The organism is Paenibacillus polysaccharolyticus (assembly GCF_900102085.1).
In the GTDB taxonomy this organism is placed as follows: Bacteria; Bacillota; Bacilli; order Paenibacillales; family Paenibacillaceae; genus Paenibacillus; species Paenibacillus polysaccharolyticus.
In genome coordinates this window covers 127,065-143,207 of sequence record NZ_FMVM01000013.1, presented here as the reverse complement: position 1 = coordinate 143,207, position 16,143 = coordinate 127,065, and the positions used below count along the sequence as shown (strand labels likewise).

The following is a 16,143-nucleotide window of genomic DNA, read 5'->3' as shown; positions in this document are numbered from 1 at the left end:
AAACGAAAACTACTCTTGACCATGACAGTGTTTAAACTTTTTGCCACTGCCACACGGACAAGGATCATTACGGCCGATTTGGTCAGAAACTTTCACCGGACGTTTCTCAGCAGGTTCACCGCTTGTCGAGATCTGACTCTCGTCCACTACGGCCTGACGCTCCTGGTTGCTTTCGATCTGTGCTTTCATCACATACGTCGCAACTTCTTCCTGAATCGAAGCGATCATCTGATGGAACATCTCGAAACCTTCGAATTGGTACTCACGAAGTGGGTCTGTACCACCGTATGCACGGAGGTGAATACCTTGGCGCAATTGATCCATCGCATCAATGTGATCCATCCACTTGCTGTCTACTGCACGAAGCACAACCACTTTTTCGAATTCACGAACCATATCTTCACCGATACGTTCTTCACGGGCATTGTACTTGTTCTGTACTTTCTCGAACAGATACTCAATGATCTCTTCAGCTTCTTTGCCCCAAAGGTCATCTTTGGTAATCGAGCCTTCATCCAGCAATTTGCTGTTCATGAAGTCCGCAACCTCTTGCAGCTCCCAGTTCTCCGGAATCTCGTCACTGCAGTGTGCTTCAACGATACGTTCAATGGAAGGTTTGATCATATCCATAACGATTTGTTTAATATTTTCAGACTCCAATACCTCACGACGCTGTTTGTAGATAATCTCACGTTGTTGGTTCATGACATCATCATACTGGAGTACCACTTTACGTACGTCAAAGTTATTACCTTCAACCCGCTTCTGCGCAGATTCTACAGCACGTGTAATCATGCGGCTCTCGATCGGTTGATCTTCTTCAAAACCAAGACGCTCCATCATGTTGAGCACGTTGTCCGCACCGAAACGTTTCATCAATTCATCGCCCAGTGACAGGTAAAACTGTGTGGAACCCGGGTCACCCTGACGTCCCGCACGACCACGCAACTGGTTATCAATCCGGCGTGATTCGTGGCGCTCTGTACCGATGATATGAAGGCCGCCAACTTCAGCCACACCTTCACCCAAAATAATATCTGTACCCCGACCGGCCATGTTCGTTGCAATCGTTACTGCACCCGCTTGACCCGCGCCAGAGATGATTTCAGCTTCTTCCGCGTGGAACTTCGCATTCAAGACCTGGTGTCTGATGCCGCGACGTTTCAGCATGTCCGATAGACGCTCCGAGTTCTCAATGGATACCGTACCCACCAGAACCGGTTGATTTTTGCTGTGGCGCTCTACAATCTCTTCCACAACCGCTTTGAACTTGCCATCAATGCTCTTGTAGACCACATCCGCCATATCATCCCGTTTGTTTGGACGATTCGTCGGAATCTGCAATACTTCAAGTCCATAGATTTTCTTGAACTCTTCTTCCTCTGTTTTTGCTGTACCTGTCATCCCCGCAAGTTTACGGTACATCCGGAAGTAGTTCTGGAATGTGATTGTTGCCAGCGTCATGCTCTCGTTCTGAACCTCAATGCCTTCTTTGGCTTCAATCGCTTGATGCAATCCATCACTGTAGCGACGGCCAGCCATCAGACGGCCAGTGAATTCATCAACAATCATGACTTCTTCATCTGAAACAACATAATCCACATCACGGCGCATAATGACGTTAGCTTTCAGAGCCTGTACAATGTGGTGGTTCAGCGTCACGTTGGCATGATCATACAAGTTCTCAATACCAAAAGCTTTCTCCGCTTTGGCTACGCCACCCTCAGTCAGCGCTACGGATTTCACTTTGATATCCACCGTGAAATCTTCTTCCGGCACAAGACGTTTCACAAAGCGGTCCGCTGCATAGTACAGATCGGTCGATTTCTGAGCTTGTCCGGAAATGATCAATGGTGTACGTGCCTCATCGACGAGGATCGAGTCTACTTCGTCAATGATACAGAAGAACAATGGACGTTGTACCATTTGCTCTTTGTACAGCACCATGTTGTCACGAAGGTAGTCGAACCCGAATTCATTGTTCGTACCATACGTAATGTCACATGCATATGCATGCTGTTTCAGTGCATGGTCCATACCGCTGAGGTTAACCCCAACTGACATACCCAGGAATTCATAGATTTGTCCCATCTCCTGGCTATCCCGTTGCGCCAAATAGTCATTGACTGTGACTACGTGTACACCTTTGGACATCAATGCATTCAAATATACCGGCAGTGTTCCTACCAGTGTTTTACCTTCACCCGTTTTCATCTCAGAAATACGGCCTTCGTGCAGCGCAATCCCGCCAAGCATTTGTACATCATAATGACGTTTGCCCAATACGCGGCGTGATGCCTCACGTACGGTTGCAAATGCTTCAGGAAGAAGTTCATCCGTCGTTTCTCCCTTTTCAATCCGGGCACGGAATTCCTCCGTTTTGCCTTTCAACTGCTCATCAGACAATGCCTGAAATTGTGGTTCCAGTTTATTGATCACATCGACCGTCTTCATCAGACGTTTCACATCACGCTCGTTCATGTCTCCGAAGATCTTTTTGACAAGTCCTAACATGGTATACCCCTTTCGTGCAAAACAGAATAGACCCCCTGCTGCCGCCATACGACACCATCGGATGGATTGTTGATCCATTTCCCCCTGGGGGTAACAAACAAAAAAACATATGAGATGAATCAACTCCAGGCTTGCCACAGTTACTCATGAAGCTGATCGTATTCACCCGGCTCTGGTTTATGGAATACATGCCAGAATTCGAGCTATTGAATCATGTTCATGGTGCTGTGTCTGTCATTGATTATGATTAGCGATCATTCGTTGACAATTCCTCATCAGGACAATGATTCTCTTTGCATAAATTGTAACAGTTTGTAAGGGTCGCCGCAACACGCCGTAGCAGACTTCTTAGAACTTCATCCCCCGTATAAACCGAGTTTTAGTGCAAAAAATCATAGTCGTTATCGGAAGTGGCAAATGGACTGTTTTATTTCCCGAGATGTTGCAAGGATCAATCGATCATTTGTGGGAAATATGGAATTTAATATCAAAATTCATTTTAACTTTTATAATTCTACTTTTGTTTTGATTTTCCTGCTGACTCCTAATCTATTAGACGCAACAATATAGCGAATAGTTTCATCATTTTATTTCCATGTTCCGATAAAGTCGCTACGCACAAAAGAGCCCCATCCCTTGAAGGATGGAAGCTCTCGTTAAGTTCGATTCAGGAAGCATAGGCTCCTGCTTATATTCAATACTAGGGCTATCTATTCAATTGAAGCGATGCTGTAAGTACTTAACCTTGCTCAATCAAGCCATACTTGCCATCGTTCCGTTTGTAAACGACGCTTACTTCCTCATTCTCGATGTTGGAAAATACGAAGAAGTTATGACCAACCATGTTCATCTGGAGGATTGCCTCTTCCACATCCATTGGTTTTAACATAAAACGTTTCGTACGTACAACTTCCAAATCATCATCCGTATCCGTGTCCAGTTCGGCTGTAGCCACTGTGCCTGTCGGATCTTCTACGAAGAGAGTCTTCAGGCTACCTTCCTGACGGAATTTACGGTTAATTTTCGTTTTGTGTTTGCGAATTTGACGTTCCAACTTGTCCACAACGGCGTCAATGGATGCGTACATATCATCGCTCTCATCTTCAGCACGGAGCACAAAGCCCTTCAAAGGAATCGTCACCTCAACTGTATGCAAGCCTCTAGTTGTGCTCAGTGTAACGGCACCGTCAGAGGTAAGGGGTGCATCGAAATACTTCTCGAGTCTACTCAACTTTTTGTCGACATAATCTTTCAAAGCTTCGGTAACCTCGATTTGTTGACCTCGAATACTTAAATTCATAGGGCACTCCTCCTTTATCTTTGCCACTTCATTATAACACGAATGTAAGCGCCATGTAAAAACTCCCGGTGACCGAATAATGACATCTGCTCCAGTCACATCAACCAACGTAAGTTTAACGCCATATTTCGTGATTTTTCGCCATTTTCGAGCAAAATCACAGATTTAACCGGATTGTACATCGGGCGCTTGATCATCTATTTAACCGTTTTTAAGGTTACTCAATCTGTTATGTAGAACTAGCTTATCCCGACCCTTAAACTACCCCCGTTTTGTCCGGTAATGGAGGGATCAACTTGCCTATATTTTAAACTCTATCATTACAAAAAAAGACCCCGGATCACCGGAGTCTGATGCTAGCGATAATTCAATTTGGTAACCATCTAACCATATATGTAGGTCGGATTGTCCGGATGATTATAATTTGATTACGTTAGCTGCTTGCGGTCCACGTGCGCCTTCGACGATGTCGAATTCAACGGATTGACCTTCTTCCAAAGTTTTGAAGCCTTCGGATTGAATTGCGGAGAAGTGTACGAATACGTCGCCGCCGTCTTCAGTCTCAATGAAACCGTAACCTTTTTCTGCGTTGAACCATTTTACTTTACCTTGCATGCACTAACATTCCCTTCGTCATCAAATGAAGTGAAGCTCTGGCCAAGACCCTAGCCCACAACTCAGATGATATCACCTAAACTTATCCATTGTCAATTGGTAAAGAAAATGTTTTCTTGGTATTTTTTGTAGATTTATAGGGGGAAATGTTGAAAGTTTCACGTTGGACTGTTTCAACTAAGTATAAATCATCAAAAACGAATATACTATTTTTTGTTGCGCATATTTATTTTTAACATGAATTAAAAAAGAGACCAAGAGTTCATCTGAACCCCTGATCTTTTTGTAAAAGATTATTTTCTTTTATCCATAAGGTAACTATCTGCTGCATACTTGGCTTCATAGAGGTTACGTTGACTACGTGCTGCATTCCGCTGCATCAACCACTGCTGAGCCTCATCTTTTAACGCTAACATATGAGACTCAATCAACGCATCATAAGCAAGAATATGATTCAGCTTCGTATGTTGTTCTTGATTTGCCTTAGCAGGCCCGCCCAACCTTATTAGACGTTCTACGATCGACTGACGTTCATTCACAAAAGCTTCAGTCTCATCTGATGATTTTGTGTTGATTTCTTTTACGAAAGCATCTGTTAATATCGCGAGTTCATCTATCAGCTGGTTTATCTGATCTTTGCTTTCCATACTACATTGTTCCTGCGGTCTGTTTATTGATCACGACCCAGGTTTCTCTTAGCTCTTGTAAATACCCTAATGCTTCCTCACCCAGACTCGAATTCTTTTTAATATTCGCCTGAATAAGCAAATGATTCGTATACTCGTATAAAGCAAACAAATCTTTAGCTACCGGGTAGGATTGATTCAAGGTTGACATTAGTTCACTAACAATTGTCTGAGCTTTACCTAAGTTCACATTTGCTTTGTAGTAATCTTTCGTTTGTATGCCATCCAATCCTGCTTTAACAAAGCGAATGGCCCCATCATATAACATGATCACCAGCTGACCTGGTGTTGAGGTCTGTACTGAATTCTGTTTATATTTCTCATAAGGAGATTTAATCATTTCAAATCCTTCCTCCTCTTTTACTTAAAGTAGCTTGCCAAACTGGAAGATTGGGATTGGAACTGACTCATTGCTTTCTCCATCGCTGTAAATTGTTTATAATATCGCGTTTCCCAATTCGTCATTTTCCGCTCCAAGTTTGAGATACGATTATTATAATCTTTTAATTGTTCTCCCATAATACTTTCTGTTTTCAAAGCCATGGAAGCATTCGTATCAAATTTGGATGTACCTACTTTTTTCGTAAACATATCCAACGTTTCATTTAACTTTCCTCTTATTTCACCAAAAATAGGCTTGCCATTAAGATCGGAGGCAGAACCGCGGAAAATAGATAAAACCTTATCCGGATTCGCCGTTAAAGCTGCTGTTAACTTAGCTTCATCAATTTTCAATTGCCCCTTCTCATAATATTGCCCTGTCGTGATTCCGGCTTCGCTAAGACCTTTAAGATTATTGCTAATAATCATTCTCATGGTGGTTACAGTATCACTGAGAATACCATCATTTTTCAGGATACCACTCTTAGCCTTTTCTTCCCATTTTTTAATATCATCTTCCTTCATGGACTCGCGTTGTTCATCTGTTAAAGGTTTAAAGTCACGATAAGTTTGTTCTGATATTTTGGAATTCATCAGTCCTAGTAATTCATTATACGAATCCACAAATGATTTAATGGTCTCTACAGCCTTGGTAGGATCAGACTGGGTTGTGATTTTGGAGTTGGTAGCACCTGTGACTTCCAAAAAAGTCAATTTAACTCCATTAACCGTGAGACTGTCTGTGGATGGCTTATACGTTTCAGTACCACCTAACCCGCTTGTAACGGTAACTTCTCCTTCAGTATAGTTTACCTTCCCACCTGTTCCAAAGTTAGCCGGAGCATCAAGTTTCAGTGCTCCTAACAACGAGCTAGTCTTAGATAATTTATTACTATCCGTATCGGTTATTGCTTTACCAAATTCCTTATGTGTGATTGTAAACTTACCACTAATTTCATCAAAAGTTGCATTCACTGTTGGAACCTCTGAGTTAATTCTTGCTATCACAACAGCTATTGAATCCGTGCTGCCAAATTGGACCGTTTTATCGTTAATATTCAAATCATACGTTCCCGGAGTTGCACTTCCAGTAAGATCGGCCAGAGTTGTTGCTCGCGTAGCTTTTGTTCCACCAACCTGCAGCTCAACTGAACTTTTCATAATTGCCTTCTCAGCAAGCTTAGTGACCTTGACTTCCAAGGAAACATTGCTTGCATCTGCATTGGCTTCAGCTTTGACAGCTGTAGAATTCCCACTCACCGTTGATTTTTGAGTATTTAGCAATTCCGATTTACTACTCATATCAAATAATTTATTACTCATTTGTACAATTTTACTGTTTAGTTCTCTATAGCTGTCGCGAGTCCAATCGAAAATTTGCTTCTGTTGCTTTAATTTATCTAGAGGGACACGCTTTACTGACATCAACGATTTGACCATACTGTCGACATCCATACCTGAAAAGCCATTAATTCTTGATACCATTCATTTCACCCTCCTACACCTTTTCGTCGATCACAATCCCTGCAATTTCCATCATTTTGGCAACTAGATCCAGTGTTTTCTCAGGTGGGATCTCTCGAAGAACCTCTCCAGTTTCCTTATTAAGAACCTTAACGAGAATTTGATGCGTTTTCTCGTGTACACTCATCTCTAGGGTCGTTGTTGGGCCCTGAAGAGCTTTAACGGCCTTATCAATGGCTTTGATGAGTTGTTCATCGCCAGGTGGAATATTCATTCCTTGCCGTTCCAATTTGGATAAATCCGTTCCGTTTCTAACCGATTGTAATAACATGCTGTCCTTATTACTCCGAGGCTCAACTGATGTGTTATTTGTAGCTGAAGAAGTCCCAGTCACATTGGTAGAAAGTGAAAACTGTAGATTCATCGTTCATCCCCCGATGGAATTATTTATTATATTTATCGGTAATCTTTAAGTGAGAATGTAGAGAATTATAGTAAAATTAAGATTTGATCTTAGTGATGGACTCAGTTAGATGACAAAATACGAGTATCATACCCGGGTTGAACCCAAGCAGCTGAAGGGAATTTCTCCATCATTTCTTTTCTCATTTTCATCATAGCTTCTTGATCATTATTATTTTCGTAAAGCCTAAAATTCCGCTCGTATGTTTCATAACTGGAGTCTAAGTTCAATAATTTGGTATAGAACAATTCTGCATCTTCAAAATAGTTGTTTCGGAAACACAAATCCCCTAAAAGCCTTACAATTCCCGGATGATTTGGTGATTCCCTATACACACCAACCAACATATCAATCGCTAACTCGTCAAATCTATACTCGCTGAGAATTTTACATATATTCAAAACATTTTTAGAATCATTATCTATCAGTTTTTGAGTCAGCTCCTGGAATAGTTCAAACTCCTCAATCATGATCAATTGTTTACAAAGTGTAAATAGAACATTTTGCAACGGTTTAGTAATAGAGCCTGTCAACTTTTCATCTTCAAAGAGTTGTTTGATTATTTTCATCTCTTTGACGCCAAAATTCATTGCAAATTGAATTTTATCCATTACACTCTTGTCCTTAAATATATAGGCCATCAGTAGAACATCTTGTATATTTTCTCTATTGCCCAAGTTATTAATATCTTCTAAGGCTGTTCTCATTAGATTCTTGTCTTTACTATATATCTTGGCAATCGTATGAATATGCGGCTCCGTTGTGATGTTGAATTTGCTCAAGTAGTGGTTCAACAACGGATGACGCAAACTGTACAAAGTATTCATTAAATTCTGGAGATCTTCTATGGTGTTCAGTTTATAGTGTTCCTCTATAATCTGTTTGCACTCGTCCGCAGATTGATTTATTTTAAGGCTGAACTGTAAGTAATCCTGCAACACATGCGCAGTGTTCCCTTTTACCCTCATCGCGTTAATTCTCTCCAAGTAACTTTTATCCAATTGGTTCGTTTTCTCATACATATCCGCCAATTGAAGATGCGCCATATATCCTCCGCTACCCTCGGTAACCATCGTACCTTGATCGCCTAATTTAATACATTCATGGAAACACGTTTCGGCGTCTTTGAAATATCCATTCCTCGCATATATAATACCTTGAATGTATTTCATCTCCGTTTCTGAAGGGAAGATTCTCGTGGCATCCACTAGTATACCAACGGCATCCTCAAATTGACCGGTCTCATGAAGTGCAAATGATAACTTTGTGAGCAGCTCAGGGATATATACTTTGTCCTTGCCCAGCGAGTACGATTTTTGAAAATAAGTAACCGCTTTTTTAAAATCATTCATACCAAAATAGGTTTTCCCCATATTATATAGGTTGTAGGCTGTAGGATTCTCCTGAACTTCCAGTTTCATTAAAGGCAGATTACGCTTATGTTTCTTCTCTTCCAATATTTCCTCATCCATGTATCCTACATGCTGAATTGTCGATACCGACATAACACCACGGTATTTAGAGTTATCGTCCAGTATGTTAAGATGCTCATGCAATCTATTTTCATATTTTAAGCCAATGTTGTTCCGGAACAACCTCACAGCTGTGTGTATAAATGATTGATTAAATTTCATATGATTATTAATATTAAATACATAATAATCGTAGTCTTTCTTTAATTCCTCCTGTAGATTTACATCTGCATCAAAATATTCATCTGCATCCATCACAAGAATATAATCTGATTTTGCCTGCTCGATCGCATAATTTCTCGCAACAGAGAAATCATTCACCCAATTGAAGGAATATATATTGGGGGTATATTTCTTGGCGATATCTAATGTTTCATCCGTCGAGCCTGTATCCACGATAATAATCTCACTAACAATTTGCTTTACACTCTCTAGGCACTTCTCTAAGTACTTCTGTTCATTTTTAACAATCATGCAAAGGGAAATCGTTTTGTCCATTAGATCCACTCGTCTCTTCATTAGTAGTATTTAATTCAATCAATGACATCACATCGTAAATTATAGATCCATAACACTTCATCATACCTGAATTTCAATTTATATGAATGAGCATGAGGTATATGCAACAGTATACCGAGCTTCCTCTGCTCTATATTTTTCTTGTTAATGTTTGTTAAAACACTATCCATAATCTATTTCAATAGAACACTCAAATTAAACAAAGACAGTTCTAATTTCTAATAACATGTCATGCACACTTAGATTCTGATTATTAGACGAGGCATAGTAAAAAAGGTTGTCGATGTGAAAATCGACAACCTTTTTTACCAATAAATGCTGAGTTAAAATTAACGCAACAATTGCAGAACAGCTTGCGGCTGTTGGTTTGCTTGTGCCAACATCGCTTGGGAAGCTTGAGCCAAGATGTTGTTTTTCGTTTGGTTCATCATTTCTTTTGCCATGTCTACGTCACGAATACGGGATTCAGCAGCAGACAAGTTCTCGGAAGTTGTTCCCAAGTTGTTGATTGTGTGCTCCAAACGGTTTTGGTAAGCACCCAGTTTAGCACGCTCAGTGGAAACTGTTTCAATCGCATTGTTGATTGTTGTGATTGCAGCATTTGCAGAAGTTGCGCTGGAGATGCTGATACCACCAGTTACTGCTGCAGCTGTTGCACCAGTTGCGGAAGTGGATCCAGTAGCTGCGCCAACGCCCAGGCTTGCAGCATCCATCGCTTTGATTGTCAAAGAGATGTTTTGGTCAGCGTTTGCACCAATGTGGAAGCTCAGGTTAGCAGCACTTGTTACAGAAGAACCGCTGTCCGCAAAACCGTTAAGCAATTTCTTAGTGTTGAACTCAGTTGTATTAGAGATACGAGTGATCTCTTTCGCCAACTCGTTTACTTCATCTTGCAATGCAGTACGGTCTTTATCTGTGTTTGTATCGTTGGAAGATTGTACTGCAAGCTCACGCATACGTTGCAGGATGGAGTGAGTTTCGTTCAACGCACCCTCAGCTGTTTGGATCAAGGAAATGCTGTCTTGAGCATTTTTAGTAGCCATATCCAAACCGCGGATTTGACCGCGCATTTTTTCGGAAATTGCCAAACCTGCAGCATCGTCACCAGCACGGTTGATACGCAGACCGGAAGACAATTTTTCAATTGCTTTGTTTGTGTTTGTTGTGTTTGCACCCAGTTGACGGTGTGTGTTCATTGCAGCGATATTGTGGTTGATAATCATTAGAAATTTCCTCCCTGAAAATAAGTTAGTTCCACATCCATGTGGTAAACGCCGCGACATTAAGGTCGGCCGCCCTGCTGAAGCAGCGTCTAAACTATATATCGACAGGAAGTGAAGAACTCTTTATAGTAAATTGGAATATTTTTATTTTTTTTTGTTCTCTATTCCTTGCAGTAGCTCCATAAAAGCTGCAACGCTGGGAGCATCCGGTTTAGCTGATTCCCGGTTAGCTTCCTGGATAGACGCATATACCTCTTTTCGAAAGATATCAATCTGTTTGGGAGCAGATATACCGATTCGTACCGTGTCCCCTTCTACTGCGAGAACGGTTACCTCGATGTTATCCTGAATGATTATCGACTCGCCCTTTTTACGTGACAATACTAACATATCAGGCTCCCCCCTCTGTCGTCGTTAATTCTTCCGTCCAGATGAGATGTCTGGTCATATAGTCCGATTGGAGAAGGACAACCTGCTTCCCTACTCTCTTGACGGGATTGATGACTACTGGAGCCAGCAAATTCATGGTTGATTTCGTAATCTCGGAATGAATCGTAACGATCGAGAATACAGCAACTTCTTCCTCAATCTCCAATTCTTCTTTATCTTCATCGCTCAGTTCAAAGCTGTAATCCTGTTTAAATTCAAACGGGCTAACCACCAAAAATGAAAGTTCTTTCTCCTTCACTGATTGTAAATAGCTGAAAGGTGTCTCTTCCCAAGGAATTAAAGCAAACGTAGTCTCATCTTCAAATCCAGGCAGACCTCTGGAGAACTCATAAATACTTTGCTCATCGACTTCAATCTTACCCCAATTACTTGTCTCAATAAAAATGATAAACGCCTCCCTGGCGATAATAATTTTAGATAAAAAAAACTATAGCGGATGCTTACAACCGTCTATAGCTCTATAGTATAACTTATAATCCGATATCTATTGAAGGCGGGATATACTGTATGGAAGCATATTGTTGTACATAGATATCCAGTTTCCCGCGTTGATACTCGATCTCAGGTTTGTTCACGGTGACATTCATTTCCGATTCTCCTGCTTCAAAACGAACGTCAGGCGCTCTCGTGTTAACACGAATGCTCACATTATCCATAGATGCCGGTGTACGCGTCTCTGGAAACGGTTTGGCTTGCCAGTTCGTCCCGACAATGTTGGCAATCGTATTACCTGGCTTATGAATTGCCGCCAGTTCATTTCCTTGCTGTACACGCTCGGCCATATTTTGCAGAAAAATCTGCTGAATGCCTGAATAGATCCGGGCATTCATATCAATCATATTCCCTCCATGATAGGCCGAGAAGGCCTTGGACTGATCGATATTAAGATCTATCGGATGGCTTTGTATCGTTAACTTCCCAGGCTTCGTATGGAGCTCTACATCTGCTTTCGGTTGCCGGATGGAATACTGCCCCATGTCCGCATCTATATGAAGTACTGTAGGCGTTGTCTGGATTTGCAGCATTGGAATAATACTCACAAGAGGATCTCCCCTTTATCTCAGAAAGTCAACCAAAGATTGGGATATGATTTTCGCTCCTGTAGATAGAGAAGCGTTGTAAATATTCTCCTGGATTTTAGATTTGATGGACAATTCAGCATAATCCGCATCCTCAACCTTGGACTGTAGATCGGACAAATTCACTTCAAGATCACTCAATCTACCTTGCATCAGTTCTATACGATTTGTTTTTGCACCAATTTCAGCTCGAATAGAAAGCATTTTATTGGTCCGCGTATCAATATTGTTTAGTTGATTAGACAATTCCTTCTGATCTCCACTAGCCAGAGCCTGACTAATAGTATTAAAGATCACAAACAGGTTATCTGCCTCAGCTGCGTTTCCAAATACCTCATTGCCCGTGACATTGATCGGGAGTTGAACAGCTTCACCGACAATAAAATTAATCTTGCCTGTATCAGTAAGAACTGAAGCAGCGCCAGATGTGTCAAATGATCCATCCGGATTTGCAGGAAAATCGTATGGCTTAACGTCATAGGTTTCGCCGTTAAAAACATACTTTCCGTTTAGTGTGCTATTTGAGATATCTATGAGCTGTGCTTTGAGTTGTTTGACTTCTTCATTGATGCTGTCCAGAGCCGACTGTGGATTCGTTCCCGTTGCCGCTTGAACTGTCAATTCTCTCAAACGCTGTACCACACTACCGGCCTGATCCATAACGGTATCATTGAAATCCAGCCAAGATATCGCGCTATCCACATTTTTCTGATATTGCTCATTGGATGATAGTTCCGCACGGTACCGGAGAGAATAAGTAATACCAACCGGATCATCTGAAGGCTTATTAATCTTACGCCCTGTTGCCAATTGAGTTTGAGTAGTGTTCATTTGCTGTGCATTGCGGTTCAGGTTAAGAATCAACTGTGAACTCAACATGTTATTGGTAACTCTCATTTTAATTTACTCACTCCTCTCTATGTTTATCTGCCTACTGTACCTGTAGAATTAATTAATTTCTCTAATAATTGGTCATATGCCGTCATAAAGCGCGCTGAAGCACTGTATGCATGCTGGAATTTAATCATATTCGACATCTCTTCATCCAGCGATACTCCACTGACCGATTGGCGTCTCGTGTTGACCTGTTCGACCAAAAATTCCGAATTCGATGTTTGGCGAGCTGCTTCCTGAGACTGTACACCGAGTTGACCTACTATCGCGCTAAATTGAGCCCCGATTGTTGCATTACGCAAACCGTCAGCTGATTTCATCGGCGTGTCTTTAAGATTAGCCATCAGATTAGCCAGTGTATTATTCCCTTTGATTATCGTTTCTGTTCCAGATGCATTCGTTGTTGTTCGAAGTGAAGTTGCAATCTTGTTTGGATCAGCCACTATGGCGGCATTCAAGGAGATATTCCCGGCTGTAATTGCGGTTCCACCTCCAGCCGCAGTAAAGAAAGGTAATCCTCCATTGTTCGTACCATCCAGACTATACCCAAGCTGATGCAATCCGTTTAAACCTTTGACAGTGACCTTCAGATCACTAGCCAATGTTCGTGTCGCTCCTGTGTATGTAACATTATTCAGAACGGTATTATCAGGTAGTACAGAACCTGCAGGTATTGTGATCTCGATATCCCCGTTAGCTAACGTATTCGCTAGCTCATCCATTTGTTTACGGTAGTCACTCACCAGCGTATCTCTGGATTTGATCATGCCATGAACCTCACCGTTGGTGAGCGTACCAGCTGTATATGCGTTATTCAAAAACGCTGAATCTACCACTGTTTGTACCACTCCGCCAGTCACAAGCTCTTGTCCATTCATTTGAACCTGATAACCCTGTGGCGAATCCGTGACGGTAATATTCATAATTTTGGAAAGCTTGTCTGCCATTAAGTCACGTTGGTCACGTAGGTCGTTTGCATTATCCCCTAGGGACTCTACCTTTACAATTGCACTGTTAAGGTTCGCAATATTACCCAAATAACCTTGGATTTCATTACTCTTGACCGCAATATTGCTGTCCAAATCCTGACTTAGAGCGTCCAATTGGCGACTAATCTGGTTCATCGCATCTGTAAGAGCCAGTGTCGTCTCTTTAACAATCCGTCGAGCCGTAACGTCTTCCGGGTTTTTACTCAGATCGGACCAGGATTTATAGAAATTATCCATAACCGTCCGGAAACCCGTGTCCGATGGCTCATTTACAATCGCCTCGAGTTTTTCCAGTGTATCTCGCTGAATCGACCAACTCCCAAAGTTGGTATTTTCGTTTCGATACTGGTCATCCAGAAACTTCTCGCGAACACGTGTGATCGAGTCGAACTCTACTCCTGTTCCGAGTTGTCCTGGTGCTGTGCTGTGCAAAAATGCAAACGGCTCCATAGGAATGGAAGCCTGCATGTTCACCTTCTGACGTGAGTATCCTTCCGTGTTGGCGTTGGCTACGTTATGGCCTGTTGTGCTAAGAGCGGCCGTCTGTGTAAACAAACTGCGTTTAGCCGTTTCGATTGAATGAAATGTAGATGTCACCTGGTTTCCCCCTATTAATCAGGCACGCGTGTCGAACAGACCGATTCGCCCTGGATTGCCGTGTTTATCAGCAGGATGCTGATAAGTTGCATCCTGTTCAGGTCTCGAAGCAAACATGTCCATAGATAAATCAATAAACATTAATGATTGCTCGATCAGCTTTTGATTGAGTTGATTAATCTCTTTCAATTCTTGTAATGTTCCCGCCAGCCTCTTCTGAACTTCAAACAATCGCTGTTTGTCAGCCGGATCAAAGATCAGCTTGGAAATCTCGGTAATATTCAGGTTCAGCATCGACTTGATGCCACGCTCCTGAAGTAGTTCATGAACAGCATGTAGTCGTTCTGTTTCAAGCGGCTCCTGCTGTTTCATAAACTTGGATTCCTTATTCATGATAGCAATAAGCTGGTCTACATCATTTTTGACGATAACTTCTCGTTTAACTTGACTTAGCTCCAGCATATCACGGTGACTTTGCTCCATCTGCTCTAAAACTGCAATTAATCTGTCCAGTGCTGCCATTACCTAATCACCTATTCCTTATCAAAAGACTTGAAATACGGTAGCAGCTTGTCAGCAAGCTTGCTACTGTCTACCTGGTATGTTCCTGAGCTTACCTGCTCTTTCAACTCCTGAATGCGTTGCAACCGTCCTGCATCTTGTGTACGTCCTTGTTCTTCAAGCATCTTCATCGCCTCCGGAGAAATGGATACTTCATCCTTGCGGCGGCTTTTCTTGTTCTCAGCCTGCTGATTGGACTCAACATTCCTCTGATATGAATTGATGGCTCCAATTCGACTCGGTTCATTGATTTTCATTCGAAGTGCACTTCCTTTCACCTGATTTTTTTCGTTGATATACGTATTTCTTTCTTTATCTTTATGTGTTCGAAATGAGTAGGATAATAAAAAAAACCGATAATCTTTAATAAGTTTATCGGTACGTTTCAAAACATTTGTTATAGCATTATTCGTATTTAAGACCACGTTCCTATTAATTGCGCAGTTTGTCGACGGCATTGTAGGTTCGTCCGCCTATTGGGTTGTTATCCTTCTGACCTACTTCACGAGCAGCCCCAGCCAAGTCTTTCGTTAGTCGAGTACGGCAGGAATCGCACATATGGCCTTCACGAATCAGCATTCCGCACACTTCACAAGGATACATCATATTCGGGGCGTTTTCGATGGAAATCCGTCCCTCTCGGATAAACTTCGTGATGGTTTTGATTGAGACTTCTGTCGCATCCGACAATTCCTGTATGTTGGCGCCTTTATTCTCGCGCAAATAGTCTACACAGATCTGGTATTCCTGCTCCATTTCCTTGATACAGTTCGAGCACACATCACGAAAATTCAATGCATACAATCTTCCGCAACGAGGACAATTCCCTAAATTCATCGCTAAAACTCCCCTCTCAAACTTCCTATTCCGACTAGATAATATCTATACATTACCTTATTTTCTCATATGAAGTCCATAGCATATTTACAAATATAC

Annotated in this window: 17 protein-coding genes; all 17 read right to left on the bottom strand. The window is 41.7% G+C overall.

The window, feature by feature from the left end; all coding sequences use genetic code 11:
• Window positions 1–9: 9 nt before the first annotated feature.
• Window positions 10–2,514: a preprotein translocase subunit SecA gene (secA, locus tag BLQ13_RS18870; protein WP_090923074.1), complete on the bottom strand. Its 2,505-nt coding sequence runs from the start codon at window positions 2,512–2,514 to the stop codon at window positions 10–12.
• 739 nt (window positions 2,515–3,253) lie between these two features.
• On the bottom strand, window positions 3,254–3,814 hold the full coding sequence (gene hpf, locus BLQ13_RS18865) for a ribosome hibernation-promoting factor, HPF/YfiA family (protein WP_090922954.1): 561 nt from the start codon (window positions 3,812–3,814) through the stop codon (window positions 3,254–3,256).
• Window positions 3,815–4,231: 417 nt separating this feature from the next.
• Window positions 4,232–4,429, bottom strand: coding sequence for a cold shock domain-containing protein (locus BLQ13_RS18860; RefSeq protein ID WP_024631599.1), 198 nt, complete (start codon window positions 4,427–4,429; stop codon window positions 4,232–4,234).
• Window positions 4,430–4,722: 293 nt separating this feature from the next.
• Window positions 4,723–5,076, bottom strand: coding sequence for a flagellar protein FliT (fliT, locus tag BLQ13_RS18855; protein ID WP_090922953.1), 354 nt, complete (start codon window positions 5,074–5,076; stop codon window positions 4,723–4,725).
• A gap of 1 nt (window position 5,077) precedes the next feature.
• Entirely contained in the window at window positions 5,078–5,455 is a 378-nt protein-coding gene (gene fliS, locus BLQ13_RS18850) for a flagellar export chaperone FliS (RefSeq protein WP_090922951.1), read from the bottom strand.
• 20 nt (window positions 5,456–5,475) lie between these two features.
• Window positions 5,476–6,981 carry a flagellar filament capping protein FliD gene (gene fliD, locus BLQ13_RS18845; protein WP_090922949.1) on the bottom strand — a complete coding sequence of 502 codons (1,506 nt, stop codon included), beginning with the start codon at window positions 6,979–6,981 and terminating at the stop codon, window positions 5,476–5,478.
• A 13-nt stretch (window positions 6,982–6,994) separates the two neighbouring features.
• Window positions 6,995–7,384, bottom strand: a complete 390-nt coding sequence (locus tag BLQ13_RS18840; RefSeq protein ID WP_090922947.1) for a flagellar protein FlaG — start codon at window positions 7,382–7,384, stop codon at window positions 6,995–6,997.
• A 101-nt stretch (window positions 7,385–7,485) separates the two neighbouring features.
• Window positions 7,486–9,393, bottom strand: a complete 1,908-nt coding sequence (locus BLQ13_RS18835; RefSeq protein ID WP_167375781.1) for a glycosyltransferase — start codon at window positions 9,391–9,393, stop codon at window positions 7,486–7,488.
• A 350-nt stretch (window positions 9,394–9,743) separates the two neighbouring features.
• On the bottom strand, window positions 9,744–10,637 hold the full coding sequence (gene hag / locus BLQ13_RS18830; protein WP_090922944.1) for a flagellin Hag: 894 nt from the start codon (window positions 10,635–10,637) through the stop codon (window positions 9,744–9,746).
• 144 nt (window positions 10,638–10,781) lie between these two features.
• Complete coding sequence (gene csrA, locus BLQ13_RS18825; protein ID WP_090922943.1) at window positions 10,782–11,027, bottom strand: carbon storage regulator CsrA; 246 nt, start codon at window positions 11,025–11,027, stop codon at window positions 10,782–10,784.
• Between the two features lies 1 nt (window position 11,028).
• On the bottom strand, window positions 11,029–11,442 hold the full coding sequence (fliW, locus tag BLQ13_RS18820; RefSeq protein WP_261769502.1) for a flagellar assembly protein FliW: 414 nt from the start codon (window positions 11,440–11,442) through the stop codon (window positions 11,029–11,031).
• 115 nt (window positions 11,443–11,557) lie between these two features.
• On the bottom strand, window positions 11,558–12,127 hold the full coding sequence (locus BLQ13_RS18815) for a DUF6470 family protein (protein WP_090922939.1): 570 nt from the start codon (window positions 12,125–12,127) through the stop codon (window positions 11,558–11,560).
• A gap of 15 nt (window positions 12,128–12,142) precedes the next feature.
• On the bottom strand, window positions 12,143–13,063 hold the full coding sequence (gene flgL, locus BLQ13_RS18810) for a flagellar hook-associated protein FlgL (RefSeq protein ID WP_090922938.1): 921 nt from the start codon (window positions 13,061–13,063) through the stop codon (window positions 12,143–12,145).
• A 26-nt stretch (window positions 13,064–13,089) separates the two neighbouring features.
• Window positions 13,090–14,646 (bottom strand): flagellar hook-associated protein FlgK, encoded by a 1,557-nt coding sequence (gene flgK / locus BLQ13_RS18805; RefSeq protein ID WP_090922936.1) that lies wholly within the window; start codon window positions 14,644–14,646, stop codon window positions 13,090–13,092.
• Between the two features lie 18 nt (window positions 14,647–14,664).
• Window positions 14,665–15,168 (bottom strand): flagellar protein FlgN, encoded by a 504-nt coding sequence (locus tag BLQ13_RS18800; protein ID WP_090922934.1) that lies wholly within the window; start codon window positions 15,166–15,168, stop codon window positions 14,665–14,667.
• A gap of 11 nt (window positions 15,169–15,179) precedes the next feature.
• Complete coding sequence (flgM, locus tag BLQ13_RS18795) at window positions 15,180–15,464, bottom strand: flagellar biosynthesis anti-sigma factor FlgM (protein WP_090923072.1); 285 nt, start codon at window positions 15,462–15,464, stop codon at window positions 15,180–15,182.
• Window positions 15,465–15,639: 175 nt separating this feature from the next.
• A complete protein-coding gene (locus tag BLQ13_RS18790; protein ID WP_090922933.1) occupies window positions 15,640–16,044 on the bottom strand; it encodes a TIGR03826 family flagellar region protein in 405 nt (134 codons plus the stop codon).
• Between the last annotated feature and the right edge of the window lie 99 nt (window positions 16,045–16,143).